The following is a 23,924-nucleotide window of genomic DNA, read 5'->3' as shown; positions in this document are numbered from 1 at the left end:
CTCATGTCAAATACAATAAAAACATATGCCCAAAGGTTAGTTTTGGTACTGTTACTGGTATTTTTCAACCTTGTCTGTCAGGCAGAAGCTGCAATCCATAAAGCATCTGCAACACCGGAAACACCGGAAGTTGCACAGCTTTTCCATCTGACAAACCAGCTTGAAAGTGCCACCGGTATCCAGGAGATAAAACTTCTGCTCAGTCGAGGAGAAATTTTCAGAACACTTGGATTTTACGAAAAAGCAGAAGTTGATTTTAAAGATGCCCTCTCAAAATCTCAAATCCTGAAACACCCACGGCTGGAAATTATATCCATGCAGTGCTTAGGCTACATCCATTTTCTCGGTCAGGATATTAAAAGTGCTGAAACAATGCTGCGTTCAGCACTTGAAAAGTCAGAAAACCTTCAGCCTTTTTCTTCGGACATAGCGGCATCTTGTGCCAGTCGTCTTGGTAATGTGCTGGCTGGCCGGAATAACATGGCTGAAGCCCTTAATTTGTATAAAAGGGCATTGACGCTTATTGAAGAGACCGGCCTGAATCAGGATCATGCCCATAAAGCAGCGATTCACCGTAACATAGCCCATGTGCTTCCTCCATCTGACAATGCTGCTGCCTTTGAGCATCTTTCCCAAGCAATTGTATCTGTTGATGAGATTAAATCACCACGTGAACAGGCAAAAATTTTGCTGGAAATCGCAACAGAAGCAGGATTTCGGGAGCCTGGTACTACAGGGGATGCCTTTAGATATCATACCCTTAAGCGGGCACAGAGCCTTGCTGAAAATCTGGATTCTCCACAAGATCCAAGACTTGTCTCCCTTGCCCATGGCAGTATGGGTGAACTCTACGAAAGCCGAAACCGTATTGAAGATGCCCTTATATTGACAGAACGGGCAGTCACCTCAGCTGGAGCCATTCAGGATCATGACCTTTTGATGCAGTGGGAGTGGCAGATGGGGAGACTTTTTAAGAGCAAGGGGGAGAGGAATCAGGCCATTGCCGCATTTCAACGGGCTCTTTTTCATGTGGACGCCATTCGTCAGGATATGGCAATTGCCAATGAAGAGGGGTGCAGCTCCTTTCGTACCACTCTTTTTCCCATCTATACCGGCCTTGCAGACCTGTTGCTTGAAGCATCAGGCCATGAAAAAGATAGCTTTGTGCAGCAGCAGCTTTTAAGGGAAGCACAGCAGGCAGTGGAAAAGAGCAAACAGTCCGAACTTCGGGATTACTTCAGGGATCCTTGCATTGATGCCATGGCACAGGAGATTACAACTCTTTCTTCTGGCACTGCGGTTATCTACCCTGTAATTTTTCCGGATCGCCTTGAAATACTTGCAGATATTGGAGGTACCCTCTACAGGAAGACAGCTCTGGTAAGGGGAGAGATTGTGGAAGATACTGTCAGTCAGTTATCTCTTAATCTTCGCAACAACCTTTTTTATGAACAGCTTGGTAAAGAGGTGTATGGTTGGCTGATCGCTCCTCTGAAATCTCTGCTTGAAGAGAATAGGGTGGATACACTTGTTTTTGTGCCGGATGGTGTTTTCAGGATGCTTCCAATGGCAGCACTGTGGGACGGGACAGGATTTCTTGCCCAGCACTATGCCGTGGTGACAGAACCAGGATTGATGCTTCTGGATCCCAAACCTCTGCCTCGTGGTCAGATGAGAGGTTTGATGGCCGGGATGAGTGAACCAGGTCCGGTTATCATGGAGCTTCCGGGCATATTGTGGCAGACCCTATGTCAGACAACCCTTGATTCAAGAGACAGAGGCGTTAGAGGGTTCTCTGTCAAATCTGCGCAACTCAAACGTGATAATGCAGAACTTGAAACACCTTCTTCATCAACTGATTCCTCTTCTTCACAGTTTTCTCAAATATCTGACTCTTCTCAGACTGCGGAAGCAGAAGCTCAGCATGTAAAGGAGCTCCTCAGGCTCCCCGGAGTTGCCGGTGAAATGGAAAACATCTCTGCAAATCTCAAAGGCCAGCTTCTGATGAATGATGAATTTTTACTAAACCGCTTTGCAAGCGAACTGGAACATAAGGATTACGGGGTCATTCACATTGCATCACACGGTTTTTTCGGGGGAAATCCAGATGAAAATTTCATCATGACCTATGATAAAATCCTAAGCATGAACCTTCTTGAGGAGTTTATCAGACCCAGAGAGTTTGCACAAAAGCCTGTGGAGCTTATCACCCTAAGTGCCTGCCAGACCGCTGAAGGAGATGATCGCTCGCCCCTTGGGCTTTCTGGAGTTGCCCTTAAATCAGGTGCCAGAAGCGTTCTGGGATCTTTGTGGCCGGTGTCGGATATTGCTACACAGAAGCTTTTGTCAACATTTTACGAACGACTTGCAAAAGAAGAGATCACTAAAGCCAAGGCTTTGCAGGAGGCCCAGATTGCCCTGATAAACCAGAAGCAGTACAATGCTCCTTTTTACTGGGCTGCATTTATTCTTTTGGGTAACTGGCTTTAATAAACCCTCATATAGCGAGGGTATTACAACTATGTATGAAAATCCTTATATATCAGTAATTTATTGTCCATAATTATAAAGACCTTCTTGATGGTATTGATGGGTTTTTACCGTGGAGATGACTATCATTTTTATATTTGGGGGTGATTGATACGCAATCAATCATGCCCGTTTACCTCAAAGACGACACCTATTATCTTTTGAGCCTTGTCACTAATGTCTGAATCAGGATTCCCAAGATTAACAAAGATAAGGCAGGATGGAATATCCTGAACATCCTATCCATCCTGGTTATCCTGATTCAGACAAATGCAATATCTGCTGAAAAAGCAATAAGATGTCGATTTTTAGAATGTATAAGTTCTGATTAATATTTCCGCAGACATTCCTGATTTGATGCCGATCTCTCACGCCACAAGACAACACAAGTCCCTTATCGGGGACTTTTTCCCAAAAATATTAATAAAAAATGCAAAAAATCCCAGATCGGACACTTTTTATTGAATCTTAATTGAATTCCAATAAAATACTGAAAAATCAAATTGAAAAACATTTCTCCTTTGCAGGTGGTAAATTGACTACATCGTCTAAAATCAACAATCCGAAAGAGCTGGGACAATATCTTTTAGAAGAGCGCAAAAGACTTAAACTCACCCAGAAAGAGATCTCTGAATACACCGATGTTGGAAGAAAATTTGTTTTAGAACTTGAAAAGGGGAAGCCCACGGCTCAAATCGGTAAAATATTTGAACTCCTGAATGGACTTGGCCTTGAATTACATCTCATCAAAAGAGGGGAGGCAGACTCTTGGAAACCTTGAATGTCTATTACGATCAACTGCTTGTCGGAACTTTGACGTTAGACGCTCATCGTCTGTTTTCATTCAAATATTCAAGGCAATGGATGACGTCCCAAGTTGCATTTCCTCTATCTGTTTGCCTCCCCATGCAGGATGAGCCATTTTCAGACCATCCAACAAGAGCCTTGGGCGAACCCGCTGGTGGAGTCGATTAAAGATCGCATAAAAGAGAAGTCCAATAAAGCTCTCAAGCGGGTACTTATGTAGAATTGCTTAAAACCCAGTTGCAACCCTGCGGCATCCAGGGCCTGTGATGTTACTTTTGCCACCTGATAGAGGAGATATTGTTATCTGTGTACCAATCCTCTCCTTAAGTGCGGAAACATGGGAAATAATGCCTATGACCTTGCCATCCTGCTGAAGGTTTGAGAGGGTTTCAAGGGAGGTTTCAAGGGCATCTTCATCCAGTGTGCCAAATCCTTCGTCCAGAAAAAGGGAATCAACCCGTACTTTCTGGCTGGCCATTTTGGAAAGACCCAGTGCAAGGGTTAAGCTTACAATAAAACTTTCACCACCTGATAGGTTTCTGCTTGATCGCACTTCTCCTGCCTGATAGTTGTCAATTACATTAAGCTCCAGGGGGTTTTCATTATCCCTTATAAGCAGGTAGCGGTCGCTCATTTTCGCAAGCTGGCGGTTGGCATGTGATACCATAAGTTCAAAGGTGAGGCCCTGGGCAAAGTTTCTGTATTTCTTGCCGTCTGACGAGCCTATGAGTTCGTGGAGTTTTGCCCAGCGAAGACACTCTTTTTTCTGCGCATCTATTGCGCTCTGTTTATCCTCTATACGTTTTTTGGCAGCAATGTTTTCATTAAGCCTGTGTTTTAGAGCAGCAATCTCATCCCTGATCTCCCTGAGTTTTTCCTCTGCTGATTTTAATTGTGGCTCAAGCTCCTCAATGGGTTTGTCTGTCAGTTTTTCTGCTGTTGCACTTTCAAGGCTTTTTATTTTGTCCTTTTGTCTTGTCTTAAGCTCTGTCTCCCTGTTATCAAGATTTTTTGCCTTTTCTTTTAATCTCTCCCGTTCTACAGGAGACAGACGTGCTTCAACAAACTCTTTTTCACCTGCAAATTGGGCATTTTTTAAAGAGCTGTCAAAACAGTATTCAAGCTTTTCAAGTTCAGAGACTCTTTTGCTGATTCGTTCCTTCAAATTATTTATGGATGTTGTGGCAGATGCAACTTTTCTGTTTACTTCATCAAGGAGTTTTCCTGCCTCCTTCTCTTTTTTACGGGCATGGTCAATTTCTTTATTAAGATGCATCTCTTCAGCATCAGGGTTTTTGTCTCCAAACAGCTCATGACGTTTACTGCAATGGTTTTCATACTCTTGTTTTTCTGAATCCAGGGCTTTCTGTTTTTCGGTAAGTGATTTGCATCGTGTCTCAATGATTGCCTCAAGACTTTTTAATTCACTTTTGATTTCCATAAGTTCCTGCTTCAGTTTATCCCTTTGATTTACATGGCTTTTCCATTTTTCAACTCTTTTTCTCAAGGTTTGAGTCAGAACAGAGAGTTCATTGTCAGGAACTTCTTCCACCCCAAGGGGTTGAAGTTTTTCACCCAAGACTTTTTTTCTGTCTTTAAATTCAGAGTTGAGGTCAATCAGATTATTCTTCAGGTCAAAAAGGCTTTTTTCAGCACTATTTTTTTCATTTAGGGCATCAGATTGAAGTTTTTCAATGTCGGCAAGGCTTTTTTGTGCTTTCTTTTCAGATGCTTCCAGTTTTTTAATGGTCATCTCCTTCTGTTCAGCACTTTGTATCAGTTGGGATACTGATTCAATCTTTCTTTCCGTTTCATCAGGCACAGGCACATTGCCTTCAGCAAAAGGGTGGTTGAGAGAGCCGCACAAAGGGCAGGGTTTGCCATCTTCTAATTTTAAGCGATGATCTTCAAGCTCCGCAATTTTTGCAAGAAAAGCCATCTCCCGAAGAAGCGTCTCTTTTTCTGTTCGGTATTCACGAAGTAGCCTTCCATCAAGGAGCAGGGTTAAATCCTTTTCGGCATTTTCAATGGATTGCAGTGCATTTTCAAGTCTCTTTTTTGCTGTTTCATGTTTTTTATTGATATCATCAACTTTTTTGCATGATTGGTTAAGAAGCTCTTGAAGACGCTTTTCCTCATCAAGCACAATTGATATCTTTTTCTGTATCCCAAGCAGGGAAGCCAACTGCTCTTCAATGCCCCCAAGACCTCCCACAAGCCACTCATCACTTGAATGAGTGGTGAGATAATCCTCAACAATTTTTAATTTCTCGTTTATCTTTTCGTGCCTGTCATGTTCCCTGATTTTAAGTTTTTTGTCAGAATTGATTTTTGAAATCTCTTCATTATATGCTTTTTCATGGGCTTCGAGGTTTTTTTTCTCGCCAGAGATTTTCTGGTCAAGGGAGCGCACCCTCTGAATCAGGGGTGCCTGTTGCTCAAGGGCTTTTCCTGCTGAGGCACTCTGTTGTTCCGCAGATTGCATGATCTCTTTTTTACTCTTGAGCAGAGCTTCAAGTTCAGGAAGTTTTGTCTCTTCCATTGCAAGAGCTGCCTTATCTTCTGCCTGCTGTTTTCTAACTGAAACAAGGGTTGCATGCTCACCGTCAAGTTCACCTGCTTTCAGTGCAAGATCAAGTCTTGAAAGCTCTGGCTTGAAGGACTCCTGAGCTCTTTTAAGCTCTTCCTTGGCTTCATCCAGCAACCTGATTTCATTTTTTAGATTTTCAATTGTTTTTAACCAGTTGATGGCTTTTAGTTTTTCCGCATTTTGAGAAAAAAGCTCTGTCTCATCCACTCCTTTTTTTTCAATATCCTGTTTTATTTGATTTTCCTGCTCAGGTTCAAGAAGCACAATACCTGATGTCTCTGCCTGCAAAATCTTTAGTTTTTCCCCTTCTTCCCTCTGTTTTTCATGTACGCGTTTTGAAATTTCAGTATAGATCTCTGTGCCAGTGATCTGTTCAAGAATTTTGGATTTCTGTTCCACATCAGCTTTAAGAAAGGTGTCAAAACCACCCTGGGCAAGCAGGATGGATCGCGTAAAACGGTCAAAATCCATTCCTGTGTTCTTTTCAATTTCTCCTGCAACGAGGCTTTTTTTGGTTTCGATGGGTTTTCCAGACTCACCATCCAGAATCTGGTGCTCAGGTGTCTGTAATGCACCATCAATCTTTTTGCGTGCGCGTCTCTGTTCCCAGTGACATCGAAATTTTCCAGAGATAGATTCAAACAGAAGCTCTGAATAGCACTCCCCTGTTTGACGGGACATTATCTCATTTGTGCTTTTCGTAATTTTCCCAAGTCTTGGGGTTGCACCGTAAAGAGCCAGGCAAACAGCATCAAGGATTGTGGATTTTCCGGCACCTGTGGGGCCTGTAAGGGCAAAGATACCATTTGATATATATTCGGGGGTGGTAAAATCAATAATCCACTCGCCATAAAGGGAATTGAGGTTTTTAAATCTAAGTTCAAGAATCTTCATGAGACTCCTTTTTACCGTGAAAATGACTATCATTTTTATAGTTGGGGGTGGTTGATACACATTCATGCCCGTTTACCGTGAAAATAACTATCATTTTTATAGTTGGGGGTGATTGATACGCAATCATGCCCGTTTATTCAGCGTTTACATCCTCTTCATAAAGGGAGATGATTATTTCGTTATAGGAAGCAGTAAGCTCTTCGCGATCATTGTCAGGAACATCTGATGCATCAAGGCATCTGACAAAGACATCCCTGTGATCAAGGTCATCAAGGGTTTCGTCTTCCCTGATTGCACTTATCACTCGTTCCATGGCTGGTCTGTTTTTTATCCTGCGAATCTCCATTTCTGAATCAGCAATATCACTGTTGAGTATCTCCCGAAGGTTGGCGACAATCTCTTTGCCTGTGTATTCAATTTCAAGCCAGGCATTGCTGTGAGAATGTTTAAGCTCTGCTATTCTCTTTTGAATGTGGTCAAGACTGCCGGTTATTTTTTCCTGAGCTTGAAAGCAGGGTATTTTTATTTCTCTTATAGCAGGTATTTTACCGTTAAATTCAACCATAATAACCTTTTTGTCATGCCTTGCTTCACCAAATCCCATGGGAATTGGAGAACCGCAATATCTCATATGTTCTGTGTTTTTAACACACTGGGGAACATGCAGATGTCCAAGGGCAAGATAATCAATGCATGGGGGGAAAATCTCTGCTCCCATATGGGTGAGAGAACCCACATAAAGTTCCCTGACGCCGTCGTCGTCAACTGTTTTGCCTCCGGCAGCAAAAAGATGTCCTGTTGCAATAAGAGGAATGTCTGAAAAGCCTGCCTTTTCATATTCAATTCGCTTTTTATCTGCTATGGCACATACTGAGGCATAATGGTTTTTAATACCCTCAACAAGTTTTGCATTTTTCTCATCAATGGTTTCTCCGGGTTCTGCTGTACGGATATCCCTGTCACGTAGGTAGGGAACTGCGCATACAATGGCCATTGTTTTTTTCTGCTCATCACAAAGAACTATCACTTCATCATCTGGTTTTTCAGTAATTGAGCCTGTCACATAGACATTCAGTGCCTTTAGAAGCTCTTTGGGTGCATTTAAAAATGATGGTGAGTCGTGGTTGCCGGCAATGACAACAATATGCCGGCAGCATGAGTTTGAAGCTCTGCAAAGGAATTGATAATATAGCTTCTGGGCACGGTTTCCCGGGGTGCCTGTGTCAAAGATATCACCGGCAATTACAAGTGCGTCAATGCTTTCATTCTCTATTGTGTCACCTAACCAGTCGAGAAAGGCCGAGAACTCATCATAGCGTTTTCGTCCATAAAGGGAGCGCCCAAGGTGCCAGTCTGATGTGTGAAGAATTTTCATGTATCACCTTATTGAACTCAAAATCGAAATTTTATTTCTTTTTCAGCAGTTATTGTATTTGTCTGAATCAGGATAACCAGGATGGATAGGATGTTCATGATAAATCATCTTGCCTTATCCTATTAATCTCGGGTATCCTGATTAGACAGTAAGGATAAGGTAAATGCTTTTATAAAAGGTAATGTATATGGCTGTCAAGGCAGTTGCTCTGATAATATAAAAATATGGACATTTGCTTGTATATAACGTACATGGCTGATGACCGCCACAATCGAAGAGATGAAAGTCGTTTTAAAAACAGGCTGTTACCGAGACTTTCATATAAAATAGCCAAAATGGTTTTATTAGAGGGCAAAAGCCCATGATAATTAACTGTTGGCATCTAAGTCGCATTTATATCAAAATTTCTCATTGATATGCCTACAAATTATCCCATATTTAAATAAGTTTTTGCTCGTTTTTCACTGGATGTATTTGGAATATGCCTATTGACATAATCAGGACTTAGTATATACTTTGGATACACTAAATTCATATGGAGATCGATTATGCTTGCAAAAGTTCAACAGTGGGGTAACAGTCAAGGTCTTCGCCTTGCTAAGAGTGTTTTGGCAGAAGCACAAATTCAGGTTGGCGATGAAGTCAATCTTTCTGTAAAAGAAGGTGTTATTCATATTATACCATCAAAAAAAATACGTGGGCGTTATAAACTTGAAGATCTTGTGTCACGTATCCCAGAAGAGTATCAAAATTTTGAAATTGACTGGGGAAAATCAGCCGGCAAAGAGGTTTGGTAATGCCGGTATATATCCCTGATCAGGGTGATCTTGTTGCAATTACATTTGATCCCCAATCTGGCCATGAGCAAAAAGGTCGGCGACCTGCTTTTGTCGTCAGTAAATTCCTCGAAAGCAGTTGGTGCGGCAGCTTATTAAGAAAACGGAAAGAGACTAACCAAAAAGAACAACATAAAAGGTGAAAGAGGTATGGTCACAATCCAGATTACATCAGATCAACAAAATGTACTTCCCATAATTCAATCCGCGATTGTGGCAAAAGTCAAGCGGGTTGAAATTGGACTTCGGAAAACTGAACAGGAAATTCAACGATTTGAAACCAAATATCACATCTCGTCAGAACAATTTATGAACCACTATACGGCAGATGATCTTGAGGGTGGCGACGATGATTATGTCAGTTGGATGGGAGAACTGAAGCTTCGACAAGCCATTTGGGAAGAATTGGAACTTTTGCAAAGTATTGAATATGTTACTCAACGAGTATCTTACTGACATACATACCGCGATTGCGGAATGCACTCAAACAGGCTTCATCGTGTCGTCTTATGTGAAAATCGATGTTCGAACAGAACACATCGGATTGCTGAAAGGTGTGATAGGCTTTCTTGATGGATCAACACTTTTTTTTAAAGAATATCTTGATCTCCGCTACCGTCTTGACAAAAAGATGTACTCATTTCATTATCAGGATGCTCAGGCAACATTACGCTTTCGGTATGATAATTCCGATCATAAACCTGCTCTTGGTTTTCATGATCATAAGCATACACCTGATAAAATACGTTCGGCAACAATTCCCAATATGCAGGAAGTCTTGGACGAGATTACAAATACATATTTTGCCGAATTATGAAAGAGTATTTATAGTAAATAAAAGCAAAATGGCTAACAGATTTAACAAAAAAGCATTAAATCAACAGGCTCATAAATGCAACAATTTCTGAAAAAGCAATAAGATGTCGATTTTGAGTATATCTCAAATATTTTTTTGATGCGTTTGTCCTGATAAAACCATAAGGAGGAACTGGATGAGCTTGTTTGATGAAAATCCAGTACCAGTAGAAGATACAGAAAAAAGCCAGCCGGTTGTCGTGGAGCTAAGGTTTTCCCATGTCCGTGTGATCCCTGGAAAGACTGATACATGGGGATTTGAAGTTTCAGTTGATGTGGCTGATGATCAGGGCGGCACACCGGAAGACATTGAAATCGGCCTTTTTGTAAATTTATATAAGGCAGTTCTTACCCATAAACCCGAATGGAGTTGTTTGTTTTAAAAGCTTTTTTTGTCAGTACCGCAAAACTCACTATGGAACGATTTAAATGCCTCTTATTAAAATAAATGTGTCATAAATTTTACTATGTCAACTTAAAAATAGTGCCAACAGTAAGGAGAACTTTCTTGAGCAGTATATATGATTCGTCCTTATACGGTATACAACGCTGACTCAGTTTGTCTGCGATGTGTCTAAGGACGATGTGAAATATCAATATAATGTTTTGTTCCTTTTAGCAAAGGCAGTTGAACAGTAATTTTCAAGCCGCCGTGACTGGAATGAGATGCTGAAATTTCCCCCTGATGTTTTTCCACAATTTGCTTACAGATACTCAGACCCAGACCACTTCCTCCCAATTCACGGCTTCTGGATTTTTCCACTCTGAAGAGACGATTGAAAATAAGTTCCAGGGCATGATCAGGCACTCCTGGAGCTGAGTCCTCAAATGATATAATAGCATGGGTTTTGCTGGTTGAGACGTTGATTTCAAGGTACCCGGGAGAGTTTGTATAGCGGATACTGTTTTCAACGATATTGAAAAATAGGCGCTCCAGACTGTTGCGGTTTCCAGCGATAACAGGCACTGTATCATCGGCTATGTTAAGGGAGCATCTTATTTGACTGGATTCCATTTTTTCCTGAAACGAGTTTATGGTGTCTCTTGTGATTGATAAAATATCCGGATAATCATTTTGGAGGGTCAGGTTGTCTGAATCGTGTATAGAGAGATAATGGAGATCCTCAACCAGTTTAGCAAGCTGCATGACATTAATATGGAGGCTTTCAAGCATTTCAGGGGTCATGGGACGAATTCCGTCCTGAACTGCTTCAATTTTTGCCCGTAGTGCGGAAAGAGGTGTGCGAAGTTCATGGGAGATGTCTGATATCCATTGTTTTCGCATGGTTTCATATTTGTTAAGTGTCAATGCCATTGCATTGAAATGCTCAACCAGCTTGCCCAGTTCATCATGGGAGCGAGTATTGAGTTTAAAATTAAAATCAAGGGTTTTCATGGCATTGATTCCATTTAAAAGTTCAGTAATCGGGGAGAGCATCTGACGTGCAAGCAGATAAGAGAGGAGGGCACTTAACAGGAACACTCCTCCTCCCATCATCAAAAATCCCTTTTTCTGGGCAGCCAGAAAGTCGATTTCAAATGGATGGCGTCTTTTTTCAATAATTTCAAGACCCAGAATAGCGGCAATTTCACCATTTACAACAATATCTCTAAATGCATAGCGCCTGTCACCATGAAATTGTCCTGCAATATGCTGCTTGTTTCTGTTCAGAAGGCAGAGTCTCATGGGAAGATTAATGCGCTCACTTTCAAAATCAGGTTGAGGTGGATGTTGCATTAATGGGGTAAGTTGCCGGCCTTCATGGTTTGTTGGATGGTGTGGAGGCGGTGCTGGATGTAAACGGGGAGGAGGAGTTGTCTTGATTCCGTTATTTCGCTCTTTTGCAGGTGCCGCAGTCTGGATCATCCTGTGCCATGCATTGTGATCATTGATAAGGGAATTCCAACCGTGGTTTCGGTCATATATTTCCTCCAGTGCATGTACTATATTGTCAAGTTCTCCAAGCTCTTTTTTTGTAACAAATTCCTTGAAATTCATTGAAACAGCAAAGTACATAACTGTTGCCATAAGGCAGATTATTAAAACAGACATCAGAAGGAACACAAGACAAAATTTGGATTGTAGTTTCATTTTAAATTAAAGCCTTAAATGCTATAGCTGAAATTGTGCCCTAATAGCACATTGATAGGAGATTATATTACGACTTTGTACCCGATTCCATATGTGGCCTGAATTATCTTTTTGCCCGGCAGATGCTCAGCGATTTTTTTGCGTATGTTTTTAATATGAAAGTCGATGGTGCGATCATATCCTTCAAAATCATATCCCTGGACTTTTTCTATGAGTGTGTTTCTGCTGAAAATCTGTCCCGGGCGTTGTAACATGATTGACAGAATCTCAAATTCATTTGGAGTCAGATAAGATGGGTTCCCATTTATTATAAGTTCCCTGCTCTCTACATGGAGCTGAAGCGGGCCTGCTTTGATTACATTCCGAGGGTTTGTCTCCGCTTTGCTATCGGTTTCAACATTTTTTTCAGGGTCAGGTAATGTTCTGCGAAGCACGGCATGAACCCTTGCAACAACTTCCTTGGGGCTGAAAGGTTTACAGACATAATCATCAGCTCCAAGCTCAAGGCCGATAATCCTGTCTATCTCCTCCACCCTTGCAGTTAGCATTATAATGGGTATGTTGGAAAATTTTCTGATCTCCCTGCAAATTTCCCTGCCATCCATTCCTGGAAGCATTAGATCAAGAAGAATAAGCGACAGGAGAGTGTTTTTTACAAATGGGAGAACATCGTTTCCGTTACTAATGACAGTGGCCTGGAATCCCTCTTTTTTCATATACTCCTGAAGGATTTGCGCAATATCCTTTTCATCTTCCACAATGAGTATCCGGGTGTTTTTCATATTAATAGAGTTCCATAAAAATACTCAAAATCGACACCTTATTGCTTTTCCGGCAGTTATTGCATTTGTCTGAATCAGGATAACCAGGATAAAAAGGATGTTCATGATAGATAATCCTGCCTTATCTTGTTAATCTTGGGCATCCTGATTCAGACAATATTAACAAGGCTCAAAAGATCATAGGTGTCGATTTTGAGAAAATATGATTTGCTTCATTTATCGGGTTACATTTTTTTGAACCTTGATTTTCATGATTAAGGGGTTATCACGATTTTTAATCATGTTAATCCTTAAATCCTTTAATCATGGTTCACAATTTTTCAAAAAGTGTAAACTACTTTTGAGTTGATATGAAACATGCCTTAAAATTTTTCTAAATGTGTCACCAGCATTTGTTGCTCCAGAAACAGAATCAAAAAAATCTGCCTGGTTCTGGCCTCTCATAGACAGGCACAGAAGGCGCATTGTCTGATATATCCTCTCCCAAATCAAGCTCGCTCTCCATACTGACATCGGAACCGCTGAACTGTATCAATGAATAGAGTTCTTTAATGGTGGGAAGTCTCCAGTCATTATAGCCGCCTGTGTTGCATAAAGCTGCATTGGCAATCGCCTCGGCATAGGTATATTTATCATCAGCTCCTATTACACCATCTTTGTTGGTATCAGGAGATTTCTGCCACATAAGTTTGGTGTTGTTATCGGTAATTGTGCCATCCCCATTGTCTGTATAACTAAGAGCGTTACCACTATAATGAGCATCCTGTCCGTAGAACTCCGCCCCTGGTGATGGCTCTTCTATTTCAAAGGCATTGTTCCAGTAACTTTTCTGGTTGGTATCCACAACAGTATAGGTTGGTGCTGTGACGCTCTTGTCATATCTTACAGGGCGGACATAGTTATAAATATATATGGCATCACCCTGTGGTCCATGTCCATTGGAATAATCAGTTCCATCATCCTTTTTTGGATCGCTTCTCTGGCATCCGGCTCCATGTACATCCACCCAGTTTCCGTTTCCGTCAATATTGCCCAAGCCTCTTCCAAATGCTACATAGGCAGCAGAGCCACCCATTCCGTTTGATGATTTGTGGGTTGTGCTTGACCAGAAATATCCCCAATCCTTATCTCCATTTATGTTTATAAAAGAGGTGATATTGAAGAAGTCAGTGTCAATTGCAGGGCCCCCTTTGGAAGGTGTTGTAAATTCATTTGCATCCGGCATGCGGGTGTAGTCCACAATACTTTGAAGCTCTTTGGCATTTGGAAGACGCCAGTCTGAATATCCAGCAAAGGTAAGATCTTCGCAATAACTTAAAGCATCCTGCCACACCATGCCATAACCACTGTCATCCTTCATCCACATAAGACCTGTTGCCAGATCGGTAATTGTAGCGTCACCATTATCCCTGAATTGATTGACACCATAATTTTTGGATTTATTATCCCGCACATATATCACATAAAAGGTTTTGTCATTGCCAAAAATTTCAAGCCCATAACCTTTGATACGACCATCAGCAAAATTGACACCAAACATGCTACCCTGATCCATGCCTGTTTCATCCATGTTGTAATAAGCACTGGATGCGTATTGGGAATCTATAAGTCGTTCACCGGATTCCACATCTCCATAAGCAAAATCAAAATAATTGTTGTCAATGAACGGCTCATAGTTTGAATCACTTACTTCAGAATCAGGACTCAATGGTGTTTCAGGTACAATAAAGTGTTCAATATTGGAATAGGGGCCGACCTCACCATCTTTTTCAGCCTGTATTGCAACATAATATGCAGCTCCAGGCCATGTTTCAAATGAAATTTCATTGTTGTGCTGCATATTGATTTCGTGAATATAATCCACCGTGGGGTATGGTGCAAAGGAGAGAATATATTCAGGGTCACCTTCAATTTCACTCCACCTGACTGTCATGCTCCCATTCTCCTGTTCCAGGGAGAGTGTGGGCGCTGCCGGAACAGCCGACACACTTCCTGTAAATACAAGATAAAACAGCATAAGCAATACCCATGTGATTTTTTGCACATTAAAAAAATCACCGTGATAGTACCTTTGTTTTTCATGGCCGAGGTTGAAGTGATCAGGATATGAAGCTATATTTGATTCCTCTTCTTTTTTTGCAAATACCTTGTTTTCGTTTTTCATTGGGATCCTCCTTTCTCAATCATTTATCTCAAATATTTTTGATGCAACAGAGGGAGATGATTTTTCAATGCAGATAGTTTCCCCCTGATCCTTGAAATCAATATAGCAGGAGAATGTGAGATAAAAATGAGTGAATTGTGTGAAAAAATAGAGGATAAGCTAAAAAGCATAAATCCTGGTGTATTATCCCGGCACATTGGGAACTCTATTCCCATAAAAATATTAGCTGATATTCCAAGACCTTTGTTTCTCTGATTCTGAAGAACTTTTTCAGTACCCATGAAAACCTCTTTACAACCATGGGAAGAATTGTCCAGTGGGTAATAGGGGCTTATTTGCTGTTGACAAGGTAACATTCACATATTATAAAAATTCATTTTTTTGTTAAAAAAATAATAATATTATCTATTTTAAATTTCGGCGTATCAGTTGATAATTTATGTTTTTATTATATGATTTGTTCATATGAATATTAATCCAATTTCCCCTGATCACATTGATGCCAAGGCAATTTCCCCTGATATACTTTTACCGTGAAAATGGATACATATTTTCATGTTCGGGGGTGGCGGGCTAACAGCCATGCCCGTTTACCGTGAAAACACATTTTGTTTTCATTATCGGGGGTAGCCGAAATCTTATTTGGCCATGAGAGTTTACATAGGTCATTTTGCATTGGATTTATTTGGATCTTTTTTTTAATGCGATATAATTTAGAATATAAATATTTGAATTAATTAAAACATATTGTTTAGCGATTGCATTTTAATTGATTGGCTTTTGACTGTTATCTGGTCTCAAGGTAGTGTTAATTTAACTGTTATGTGTTCAACTAAAAATCAATTTTCAACCAGATTAAAGAGAAAATAATGATATTAGATAATAAAAATGAAAATCAAAAAGTTTACGAATGGCTCAGGGAATACACTGAATCCGGCAAAATAGATATCGTTACCGGTTATTTCACAGTTGGGGCACTTGCATACCTTTCCAGTCAGATAAACAGCAAGATTAAGAATTTTAGAATGATTCTTGGCGATATTGTTAATATTGATATGATACAAGACCGTACAATTGATTTGTTGAATGAGAATATCACAATAGAGGCGGCCCTAAAGCTTTCTGCTATAGCAAAAGAATCTGTAGAATTTCTAAAACAGGAAAAAGTTGAGACCAAAACACTTGAACCTAATTTTTGTCATGCAAAAATATACCTGTTCAATCCTGAACAAGATGACAGGCACAAGTATTTTATTTCCGGAAGCTCTAACTTAACTGAAGCAGGTATTGGTTTAAAGGAAACGAACAATATCGAGCTTAATATAGCTGAAACAGGCAATAACAATCAATATCAGGAATTAAAAAAATGGTTTACTGATTTATGGAAAAGCAAAGAAGCACATACAAAAAAAACAATCATTGATGAAACCGGAAGAAAACACATAACTCCATTCAAAAAATATTTGATAGAATCCATAGAACAAATATTTATCAAATACACCCCAAGACAGCTTTATTATAAGGTGCTGTTTGAGCTTTTTGGCAATCAACTCCTCACAGAACAAGACAACCCTGAATTTAACCGCCAGGTTGGCAGACTGGAAAATACGATCATATATAACACATTGTATGATTTTCAACAAAAAGGGGTTCTAAGTTTAATAAAGATGCTTCAAAAATATGATGGAGCTATTTTAGCAGATGCAGTTGGACTTGGGAAAACATGGAGTGCCCTTGCCGTTATGAAGTTTTTTCAATTACAGGGGCGTGAGATTATTTTGATTTGCCCTAAAAAACTCCAACATAACTGGAACAGATATTCCAGGCATCAAAATTCAAAATTTGAAAAGGACAATCTTGAATTTTTTATTCGTTTCCATACGGATTTAATTGATGAAAGAATGAATAAAGAAGCTTACAGGCTTGAAAGATCAGATACTTTATTCATCAACGATAAACCAAAGCTTTTTGTTATTGATGAAAGCCATAATTTAAGAAACGGGAAATCAAACAGATATCAATTTTTTGTAGAAGAGATTTTAAAGAAGAATGATGATGTTAAAATCTTAATGTTATCTGCAACCCCAATAAATAATACGCTTATTGATATACGAAATCAGTTTAAGCTTATCAAACAAGGTAGCATAAATGGCTTTTATGAATCCCATTCCATAAGAAATATAGACCACCTTTTTGGCAGAGCACAAAAAGCGTTCAAAAAATGGCGTGATGATGACAGCCCAAAAATAACCGATTTTATCAAAATGTTGCCTGCTGATTTTTTTAAGCTCACAGATTCTCTTACTGTAGCCAGAACCAGACAAATGATCGAAAAGGAAAAAACAGGGCTGCATTTTCCAAAGAAACAAAAACCCAAAAATATCTTTGTTACACCCAAACAAATCGGTAATTTTGAAAGTTTCGAAGAACTTTTTGATCATTTCCCTCCTATGCTTTCAGGATACCAGCCTTCATTTTATGTAGAGCAGACAAAAGATGTGGATAAACTGTACGATGAAAGGCAAAGAGACCGTTTTCTCGTAAAAATGTTATATATTTTGCTTGTCAAACGACTTGAATCTTCATGGTTTTCTTTTCATTCAACGACTCAAAAAATACTAAATCATCACCAAAATGCATTGGATAAAATAAATATATATATAAACAAACAACAAGACCAGGATTTAATTAGTGCGTTAGAACCGGATGTTTTAGAAGATGACGAATTTGAAGATATTGCTGCTGATTTAACCCTTGGAAGGAAAAGAAAGGTTCTTCTGTCGGATATAGATAAAGCAGGAAACATTAATAACTATAAAGTGGATCTTAAAAAAGATATTGAAGCACTTGAGTCATTAATTAATAATCTGGAAAAATTTAAAAAAGCCATAAAAAACGAATTGGCCGGTAATAAAAACCATAAAAGCAAAGATGATAAACTTCAATCATTGATTGAAGAAATTAAAGAAAAAAGAAAATCCGGTAATAATAATGACAACCCAAAAGTTGTAATTTTTACAGTTTACAAAGACACAGCATTCTATCTGTTTGATCAGCTTAAACAAAGAGGCTTTACACAGATGGCTGTTGTTAGCGGAGATGTCTCTAAAACAGATTCTTCCGAACATGAAACAAAATTGTTCGAACAGATCCTTGAAAGATTTGCCCCTTTCACTAAATTCTTTAACGAAAAAGAATGGGACTTTGCACCCGGTGAAAATAATCTTTCTAAAGTGGAACAATACAACCAGTGGGTAGAATGGGCAGCAGAGAATAATAAGGAAGTTCATTCTAAAATTAAAACACCCATAGATATACTCATCACTACCGATGTTTTAAGTGAAGGTCAGAATCTGCAGGATTGTGATATGGTTATTAATTATGACATACACTGGAATCCGGTCAGAATTATTCAACGGTTTGGCCGTATTGATCGGCTTGGCTCACCAAATAAAGAAATATATGGCATCAATTATTGGCCGTCGGATAATATAAACAATTATCTAAATCTAAAAGGCAGAATTGAAGAGCGCATGACAATGATGAAACTTGCCGGATCAGAGGTTCATCTCGAATTTTCAGGCAGTTTTAAAGAAATGGCATCAGATGATGATTTTGAAGACAAACTGAATAAAAAAATGCTGTTGCAGATGCAAACTTCATGGGATGAGATTGAAAAAAATGATGCAGGACTTGGTTTTGATAATTTATCTCTTGAAGACTTTCGTCAAGACCTGCTTGAAGAATTTCAAAAAGATGAAAAATATTACAAAAAAATGCCCAAAGGTGTTTATACCGGTTTTAAAGCCAACAAATCTATCTGTCCGGAGACGGGGATTATAGCGTTGCTTGGATATCCTTCCAAACCACCCAAAGTATTAAACCATGAATATCAAATCTATGACCTAATCTACATAAATAAAAACGGGGAGCCGGTGCTGCTGAATCAAAAAGAGGTTTTAGATGCACTTTCTCAGCATAAGGAAGAACCTCGATTTGTCCCGGAGAAAATTGAAAGAGGAGAAGAGACCGAAATAAAAGAACTTGTAGATGCTCTGAAAAAGTGGCTTGATTCACAATCAAGTGAAGAGGATATCCAGGAGGACGGCTCCATTAAAAAACGGGCAGGAGCTGAAACAAAAGATATCCTTGCTAAATTGAAGACAGGGGACAGTTCAGCAATAGAGCGATTAAAGAAAAATACAAGCGTAAATGATAAGTATCAATTACAAAATTTTGATCTAATCACCTGGTTTCTGGTTAATTGCGAATAATCAATTGTGAATGGGGAAAAGATGAATTTAGACTATTTTAAAGAACAAGATCAATTTTATAAAGGGCTTCAAACCCTTTTTGATTCCTTGAATATTCCTGTTAATTATATTGATGACAAACCTTTGAAACCACAGGATATTTTATCAAAAACTTATAAGGATACAAACCCTGCATATCAGCTTATGAGCGATGTCTATATCCTTGGCATGGTGGATGACAAGGCTTTTTCCAGTTCAAAAAGTGCAGATATTTCTGAAATAAAAAATAATAAAAAAGGGTATGACGGTATCCTGATTTTTGGTGTTACGCTGACAGACAGAGCAAATGGTCTTTTACCAACACGGACACAACTTGCAGAAATCACGAGAGCCTTTAACCGTGAGTTTTATTACACCCCTGTTGTTGTTCTTTTCAGATATGACAATTTTATCTCTCTTGCCAATGCTGAAAGACAAAAATACAAACAAGAGTGGAGAGAAGGTGAAAAAGCAGGCAAGGTTTCCATTCTGCGTGATATTGAAATAGAAAATCCGCACACCGGACACCTGAAAATACTTGAAGAATTAAAAATTACCCGGTCAGGCAAAAAGGGAATCAATTCTTTTGAAGGACTTTATCAATACTGGCAGGAAGTGTTCAGTGTTAATCTTCTTAATAAAAAGTTTTATTCCGAACTGTCCAACTGGTACTTCTGGGCAATCAAACATGTATCATTTCCTTCTGAATCAATATATATAGATGATAAAAACCACCAGCACAAAGCTCAAAATATAATCAGGCTTCTTACACGTTTGTTGTTTGTATGGTTTATTAAGGAAAAAAAGCTGATACCGGAAGAGTTGTTTGATTTAGAAACATTGCAGAAAAATATCCTGAAAAAAATATCCCCTTTCCGTGAAAATGAGAGTTTATTTGAAGAAGAGGAGAGCATCTATTATAAAGCCATTTTGCAGAATCTCTTTTATGCCACGCTTAACTGTCCTGTAAAACCAGACAGCATTGACATTAGAGAACGTGGCTTTAGAGGAGAAGGTTACGGTCAACATCGCGGTATTGATTATCTTATGCGGTATAAAAAATATTTTAAAGACCCTGATGCCTTTCTTGAAATGGTCAACAAGGTTGTGCCGTTTTTAAATGGCGGTCTCTTTGAATGCCTTGATGATAAATACAAGAACATTTATATAGACGGCTTTTCCGATAATATGAGCAAGACAGACGGAGTAGCCAATAATCTTGTTGTTCCAGATTATCTCTTTTTTGGCAAAGAAGAAAAAACCGATCTAAGCTCTGATTACGGCACAAAAAACAGAGGAGCAAAAGAAGCCGGGGTAAAAGGCTTAATCAATATTTTAAAATCCTATAAATTCACCATTGCTGAAAACACGCCCATTGAAGAGGATGTTGCCCTTGATCCCGAACTTTTAGGAAAGGTTTTTGAAAACCTTCTTGCAAGCTACAATCCTGAAACAAAAACAACCGCCAGAAAACAAACAGGCTCATTTTACACCCCAAGGGAAATAGTCAACTATATGGTAGATGAAAGCCTGATTGCTCATCTTAAAAACTCTGTTTCAAATTGGGATATGGAGGAAAAAGAGTTGGATGATAAACTTCATCAACTGCTTTCTTTTGAACCTGCTAACCCTTTTGAAAATAACACCACTCTTTCCAGAAAAATAATAAATTCACTTGATAACTGCAAAGTCCTTGACCCTGCCTGTGGCTCAGGTGCTTTCCCCATGGGTATTTTACAAAAAATGGTGCATATCCTGCAAAAAGTTGATCCAAATAATGAGTACTGGCAGGAATTGCAATTGGAAAAGGCAGAAAAAGCGACCAAAGGGGTTTTTGTCATCAAAGATAAGGAAGAGAGAAAGCAGCTTCTCGATGAAATTAATGAAGCGTTTGATCAATCCATCAACAATCCCGACTATGCCCGGAAACTTTTTTTAATAGAAAACTGTATTTATGGCGTGGATATCCAGCCCATTGCCGCCCAGATTTCAAAACTGAGGTTTTTCATATCCCTTGTGGTTGAGCAGAAGGTGAACAAGAAAAAAGATAATTTTGGGATAAGACCGCTCCCGAACCTTGAAACCAAATTTGTTACAGCCAATACACTTATCGGAATTGACAAGCCGGATGGTGAGTTGTTTTACACCAAAGAGGTACAGGAAAAAGAAGCGGAATTAAAAGCTATCCGGCATAAACTGTTTGGTGCCAAAACCAAAGCAACCAAGGTGAAATATCGCAAAAAAGATGAAGAACTCAGAAATGAAATTGCAGATATCCTGAAAAAAGGCAATTTGCCGGTTGAGTCTGCCGAACAATTGGCAGGATGGGACCCCTATGACCAGAATGGAGTTTCACCTTTTTTTGATCCGGAGTGGATGTTTGATGTTAAGGATGGATTTGATGTTGTGATTGGTAATCCGCCGTATTTAAATATAAATAAATTAGATAAAAAAATCGTTAAATATCTATCAGAACAATATGATACTATTCACACTGGTTATAATGATATTGTTTATTACTTTATGTTTTTAGGTATTAAAATGCTTAGAAAAAGAGGATGCTCTGTACTTATCACATCAAATTATTTTCTTGGTAATGAATATGCGCAGAGACTGAGGCAGAACCTTGGAAAGCATATATCAAAAATTGTTAATTTCAAAGAATACATGGTTTTTGACGCAGCAAGTGTCCATACCTGTATTTCTGTATCATATAATACTCCCAAACATGATGATGTGTTTTTCTTTGAAGCTGTTTGCGATAAGAGAATTTTCTCAAGTGATATCGAAAAAGAACTCAATTCATTTTCCATTAATCGCAAAAAATTAAATGAAAATTGGTTAGTAGCAGATCAAAAGAATACCACTATTTTAAATGGATTAAAAAACAAATCTGTATTTCTTGGTGATATTTCAACAATCGAAAAAGGTCCAACATCAGGGAAAAATAAAGTCTTCACTATTCCTTGTGGTTTAGCAGATGAAAGGAAGCTGGAAAAAACAATATTACGAAGGAATATTAAAAACGGTGATATTGATAAATATACTCTGCGTGATAGAGGGAAATTGTTGATTTATGTAGATAATAATACACTTATAGAATCTTATCCCAATGTATTTGCTTACTTGAAAACGCATAAAAAGGTTCTTGAAAACAGAAATGAAGTAAAAAAAGGTTTGTACTCTTGGTATCGTTTTGAACGCCCCAGGAAGAAGCAAATATTCGATGCAAAGGAAAAAATTGTTGTTCCATATCGCGCTGTAATGAATCGATTTGCATATGACAATCAACAATACTTTAATGATGGCGGTGACATTCGGGCAATCATTATTAATGAGGATGAATTTAATATTAAATATGTTTTAGCAATATTGAATTCTAAACTTATCGACTGGTATTATGGATTTATTGGTAAACCCAAAGGAAAAACCAGGGAATATTTTAACAAACCGCTTTCGTTGATACCAATAAAAAAAATCCCCAAATTTGAACAGCAACCTTTAATTATTCTCGTCGATATTATCATTAGTGACAAAAAGACCAACAGTAGGATACATGACCTTTGTGAACACCTCATTGATGCTATCATTTTCGAACTCTACTTCCCCGACCATATGAAAGAACGAAAAATAGATGTCCTGCAATTTGTAAAAAAAGACATTGAAAAAGTAATGCAGGATAAAGAGTTTGAAACCCTGAACGACACCCAAAAAGAACAGATAATAGCCGAACTCCACACCCGCTGGAGTGATCCAAACAGTGAAATAGTCAAACGGATGAACAGTTTTTCTGAAAAATCGCCTGAAATCTTAAAACCAATCCTGGAGGGTTGATTTCATGGCAAATACATCAACATAAGAGATAATGCTTTACGTTTATTGATGGAGATATAAAATGGAAAGAATAATAAATATTCACATAGAAAAATTACCTGAAGGCTTTTATCTTGCCACATCAGAATCAATACAAGGTCTTGTTGCCCAGGGCAGGACAGTTTCTGAAACTCTTGAAATAGCCCGTGATGTTGCAAAAAAGCTGATAGAAGCACGCAAAGAAAAAGAATTTATTCCCAACTTGCCTATGGTTAATGATAATTTTGATTATCCTCTCATTGTTGGAGTTTAGGATGGGGAGACTTGCAGGTTTTAGTTATCGACAAATTATAAAAGTTTGGATTTGCTTTTAATAGACAGGCAACAGGAAGTCATGAAATTTGGCATAATTTTGAAACAGACAGATATACAACTATTCCTAATCACCCAGGAGATATGCCGGAAGGAACATTAAGAGCGATATTACACCAGGCTAATATTGGTACTGAAGATTTTTTGTCATCAAAATAAAGAATAGTAATGATTTATGAACAGCTTTTCCGAAAAATCGCCTGAGATATTAAAACCGATTCTGGAAGGATAATCCATGGAACAAAATTCAGAAATAATCATTTACACGGGTTCGGACGACACAACAAAGCTTCATGTGCAGTTGGAAGATGAAACCGTCTGGCTGACACAGGACCAGAAGGCAATGCTTTTCGGGAAAGCAAAATCAACGATTAACGAGCATATTAAAAATATTTATGCTGAAGGAAAGCTTGAAGAAAGCCAGACGTTAAAGAAATTCGGAATTTCCGAATTTCAACAAAAAGCCCCGAATTACTATAATCTTGATGTCATCATTTCAGTGGGTTACAGGGTAAAATCAATA

General features: G+C 38.8%; 17 protein-coding genes and 1 pseudogene. 13 read left to right on the top strand and 5 right to left on the bottom strand.

All coding sequences use genetic code 11. The features are described 5' to 3' along the window. Window positions 1-3: 3 nt before the first annotated feature. From MTBBW1_RS06980 to MTBBW1_RS30305, 3 genes are all read left to right on the top strand, one after another. On the top strand, window positions 4-2,490 hold the full coding sequence (locus MTBBW1_RS06980; RefSeq protein WP_080801206.1) for a CHAT domain-containing protein: 2,487 nt from the start codon (window positions 4-6) through the stop codon (window positions 2,488-2,490). A gap of 574 nt (window positions 2,491-3,064) precedes the next feature. Continuing rightward, window positions 3,065-3,310 carry a helix-turn-helix domain-containing protein gene (locus MTBBW1_RS06975; protein WP_186441129.1) on the top strand — a complete coding sequence of 82 codons (246 nt, stop codon included), beginning with the start codon at window positions 3,065-3,067 and terminating at the stop codon, window positions 3,308-3,310. After that, window positions 3,298-3,504: a HipA N-terminal domain-containing protein gene (locus MTBBW1_RS30305; RefSeq protein ID WP_186441128.1), complete on the top strand. Its 207-nt coding sequence runs from the start codon at window positions 3,298-3,300 to the stop codon at window positions 3,502-3,504. The genes MTBBW1_RS06975 and MTBBW1_RS30305 overlap by 13 nt, the downstream gene beginning before the upstream one ends. A 58-nt stretch (window positions 3,505-3,562) precedes the next feature. On the opposite strand, the gene MTBBW1_RS06965 is transcribed toward MTBBW1_RS30305, so the two are convergent. Together MTBBW1_RS06965 and MTBBW1_RS06960 are read right to left on the bottom strand one after the other, a co-directional pair. Further along, window positions 3,563-6,820, bottom strand: coding sequence for an AAA family ATPase (locus MTBBW1_RS06965; protein ID WP_080801197.1), 3,258 nt, complete (start codon window positions 6,818-6,820; stop codon window positions 3,563-3,565). 133 nt (window positions 6,821-6,953) lie between these two features. Continuing rightward, window positions 6,954-8,195, bottom strand: a complete 1,242-nt coding sequence (locus MTBBW1_RS06960; protein WP_080801194.1) for an exonuclease SbcCD subunit D C-terminal domain-containing protein — start codon at window positions 8,193-8,195, stop codon at window positions 6,954-6,956. A gap of 548 nt (window positions 8,196-8,743) precedes the next feature. Here MTBBW1_RS06960 and MTBBW1_RS06955 point away from each other — a divergent pair. From MTBBW1_RS06955 to MTBBW1_RS06935, 5 genes are all read left to right on the top strand, one after another. Beyond that, window positions 8,744-8,992, top strand: coding sequence for an AbrB/MazE/SpoVT family DNA-binding domain-containing protein (locus MTBBW1_RS06955; protein ID WP_080801190.1), 249 nt, complete (start codon window positions 8,744-8,746; stop codon window positions 8,990-8,992). Next, complete coding sequence (locus MTBBW1_RS27720) at window positions 8,992-9,174, top strand: type II toxin-antitoxin system PemK/MazF family toxin (RefSeq protein ID WP_139786693.1); 183 nt, start codon at window positions 8,992-8,994, stop codon at window positions 9,172-9,174. Before MTBBW1_RS06955 ends, MTBBW1_RS27720 begins: the two co-directional genes overlap by 1 nt. 7 nt (window positions 9,175-9,181) lie before the next feature. Next, a complete protein-coding gene (locus tag MTBBW1_RS06945) occupies window positions 9,182-9,487 on the top strand; it encodes a hypothetical protein (protein ID WP_080801188.1) in 306 nt (101 codons plus the stop codon). Further along, on the top strand, window positions 9,462-9,848 hold the full coding sequence (locus tag MTBBW1_RS06940) for a toxin-antitoxin system TumE family protein (RefSeq protein WP_080801186.1): 387 nt from the start codon (window positions 9,462-9,464) through the stop codon (window positions 9,846-9,848). The genes MTBBW1_RS06945 and MTBBW1_RS06940 overlap by 26 nt, the downstream gene beginning before the upstream one ends. Window positions 9,849-10,023: 175 nt before the next feature. After that, complete coding sequence (locus tag MTBBW1_RS06935) at window positions 10,024-10,269, top strand: hypothetical protein (protein ID WP_080801183.1); 246 nt, start codon at window positions 10,024-10,026, stop codon at window positions 10,267-10,269. A gap of 191 nt (window positions 10,270-10,460) precedes the next feature. On the opposite strand, the gene MTBBW1_RS06930 is transcribed toward MTBBW1_RS06935, so the two are convergent. The 3 genes from MTBBW1_RS06930 to MTBBW1_RS06920 form a co-directional block, all read right to left on the bottom strand. Beyond that, entirely contained in the window at window positions 10,461-11,939 is a 1,479-nt protein-coding gene (locus tag MTBBW1_RS06930) for an ATP-binding protein (RefSeq protein ID WP_186441127.1), read from the bottom strand. A 101-nt stretch (window positions 11,940-12,040) separates the two neighbouring features. Next, on the bottom strand, window positions 12,041-12,760 hold the full coding sequence (locus tag MTBBW1_RS06925) for a response regulator transcription factor (protein ID WP_080801177.1): 720 nt from the start codon (window positions 12,758-12,760) through the stop codon (window positions 12,041-12,043). Window positions 12,761-13,172: 412 nt separating this feature from the next. Further along, the gene (locus tag MTBBW1_RS06920) at window positions 13,173-14,924 is read right to left on the bottom strand and encodes an Lcl C-terminal domain-containing protein (protein ID WP_080801174.1); all 1,752 of its coding nucleotides are present in this window, start codon (window positions 14,922-14,924) and stop codon (window positions 13,173-13,175) included. Window positions 14,925-15,949: 1,025 nt separating this feature from the next. Here MTBBW1_RS06920 and MTBBW1_RS06910 point away from each other — a divergent pair. The 5 genes and pseudogenes from MTBBW1_RS06910 to MTBBW1_RS06890 form a co-directional block, all read left to right on the top strand. Beyond that, window positions 15,950-19,198, top strand: coding sequence for a helicase-related protein (locus MTBBW1_RS06910; RefSeq protein WP_483863758.1), 3,249 nt, complete (start codon window positions 15,950-15,952; stop codon window positions 19,196-19,198). A 21-nt stretch (window positions 19,199-19,219) separates the two neighbouring features. Continuing rightward, on the top strand, window positions 19,220-23,050 hold the full coding sequence (locus tag MTBBW1_RS06905) for an Eco57I restriction-modification methylase domain-containing protein (protein WP_080801167.1): 3,831 nt from the start codon (window positions 19,220-19,222) through the stop codon (window positions 23,048-23,050). A 61-nt stretch (window positions 23,051-23,111) separates the two neighbouring features. Beyond that, window positions 23,112-23,342 carry a type II toxin-antitoxin system HicB family antitoxin gene (locus MTBBW1_RS06900; RefSeq protein WP_080801164.1) on the top strand — a complete coding sequence of 77 codons (231 nt, stop codon included), beginning with the start codon at window positions 23,112-23,114 and terminating at the stop codon, window positions 23,340-23,342. Between the two features lie 53 nt (window positions 23,343-23,395). Beyond that, a pseudogene (locus tag MTBBW1_RS30300) lies at window positions 23,396-23,560 on the top strand (type II toxin-antitoxin system HicA family toxin); the annotation flags it as partial. Between the two features lie 76 nt (window positions 23,561-23,636). Beyond that, a partial coding sequence (locus MTBBW1_RS06890) for a virulence RhuM family protein (protein ID WP_483863757.1) occupies window positions 23,637-23,924 on the top strand: 288 nt, incomplete at its 3' end.

The organism is Desulfamplus magnetovallimortis (assembly GCF_900170035.1).
Lineage (GTDB): Bacteria > Desulfobacterota > Desulfobacteria > Desulfobacterales > Desulfobacteraceae > Desulfamplus > Desulfamplus magnetovallimortis.
Note: the sequence above shows the minus strand (reverse complement) of the source record. Positions and strands in the feature narration are given on the sequence as shown.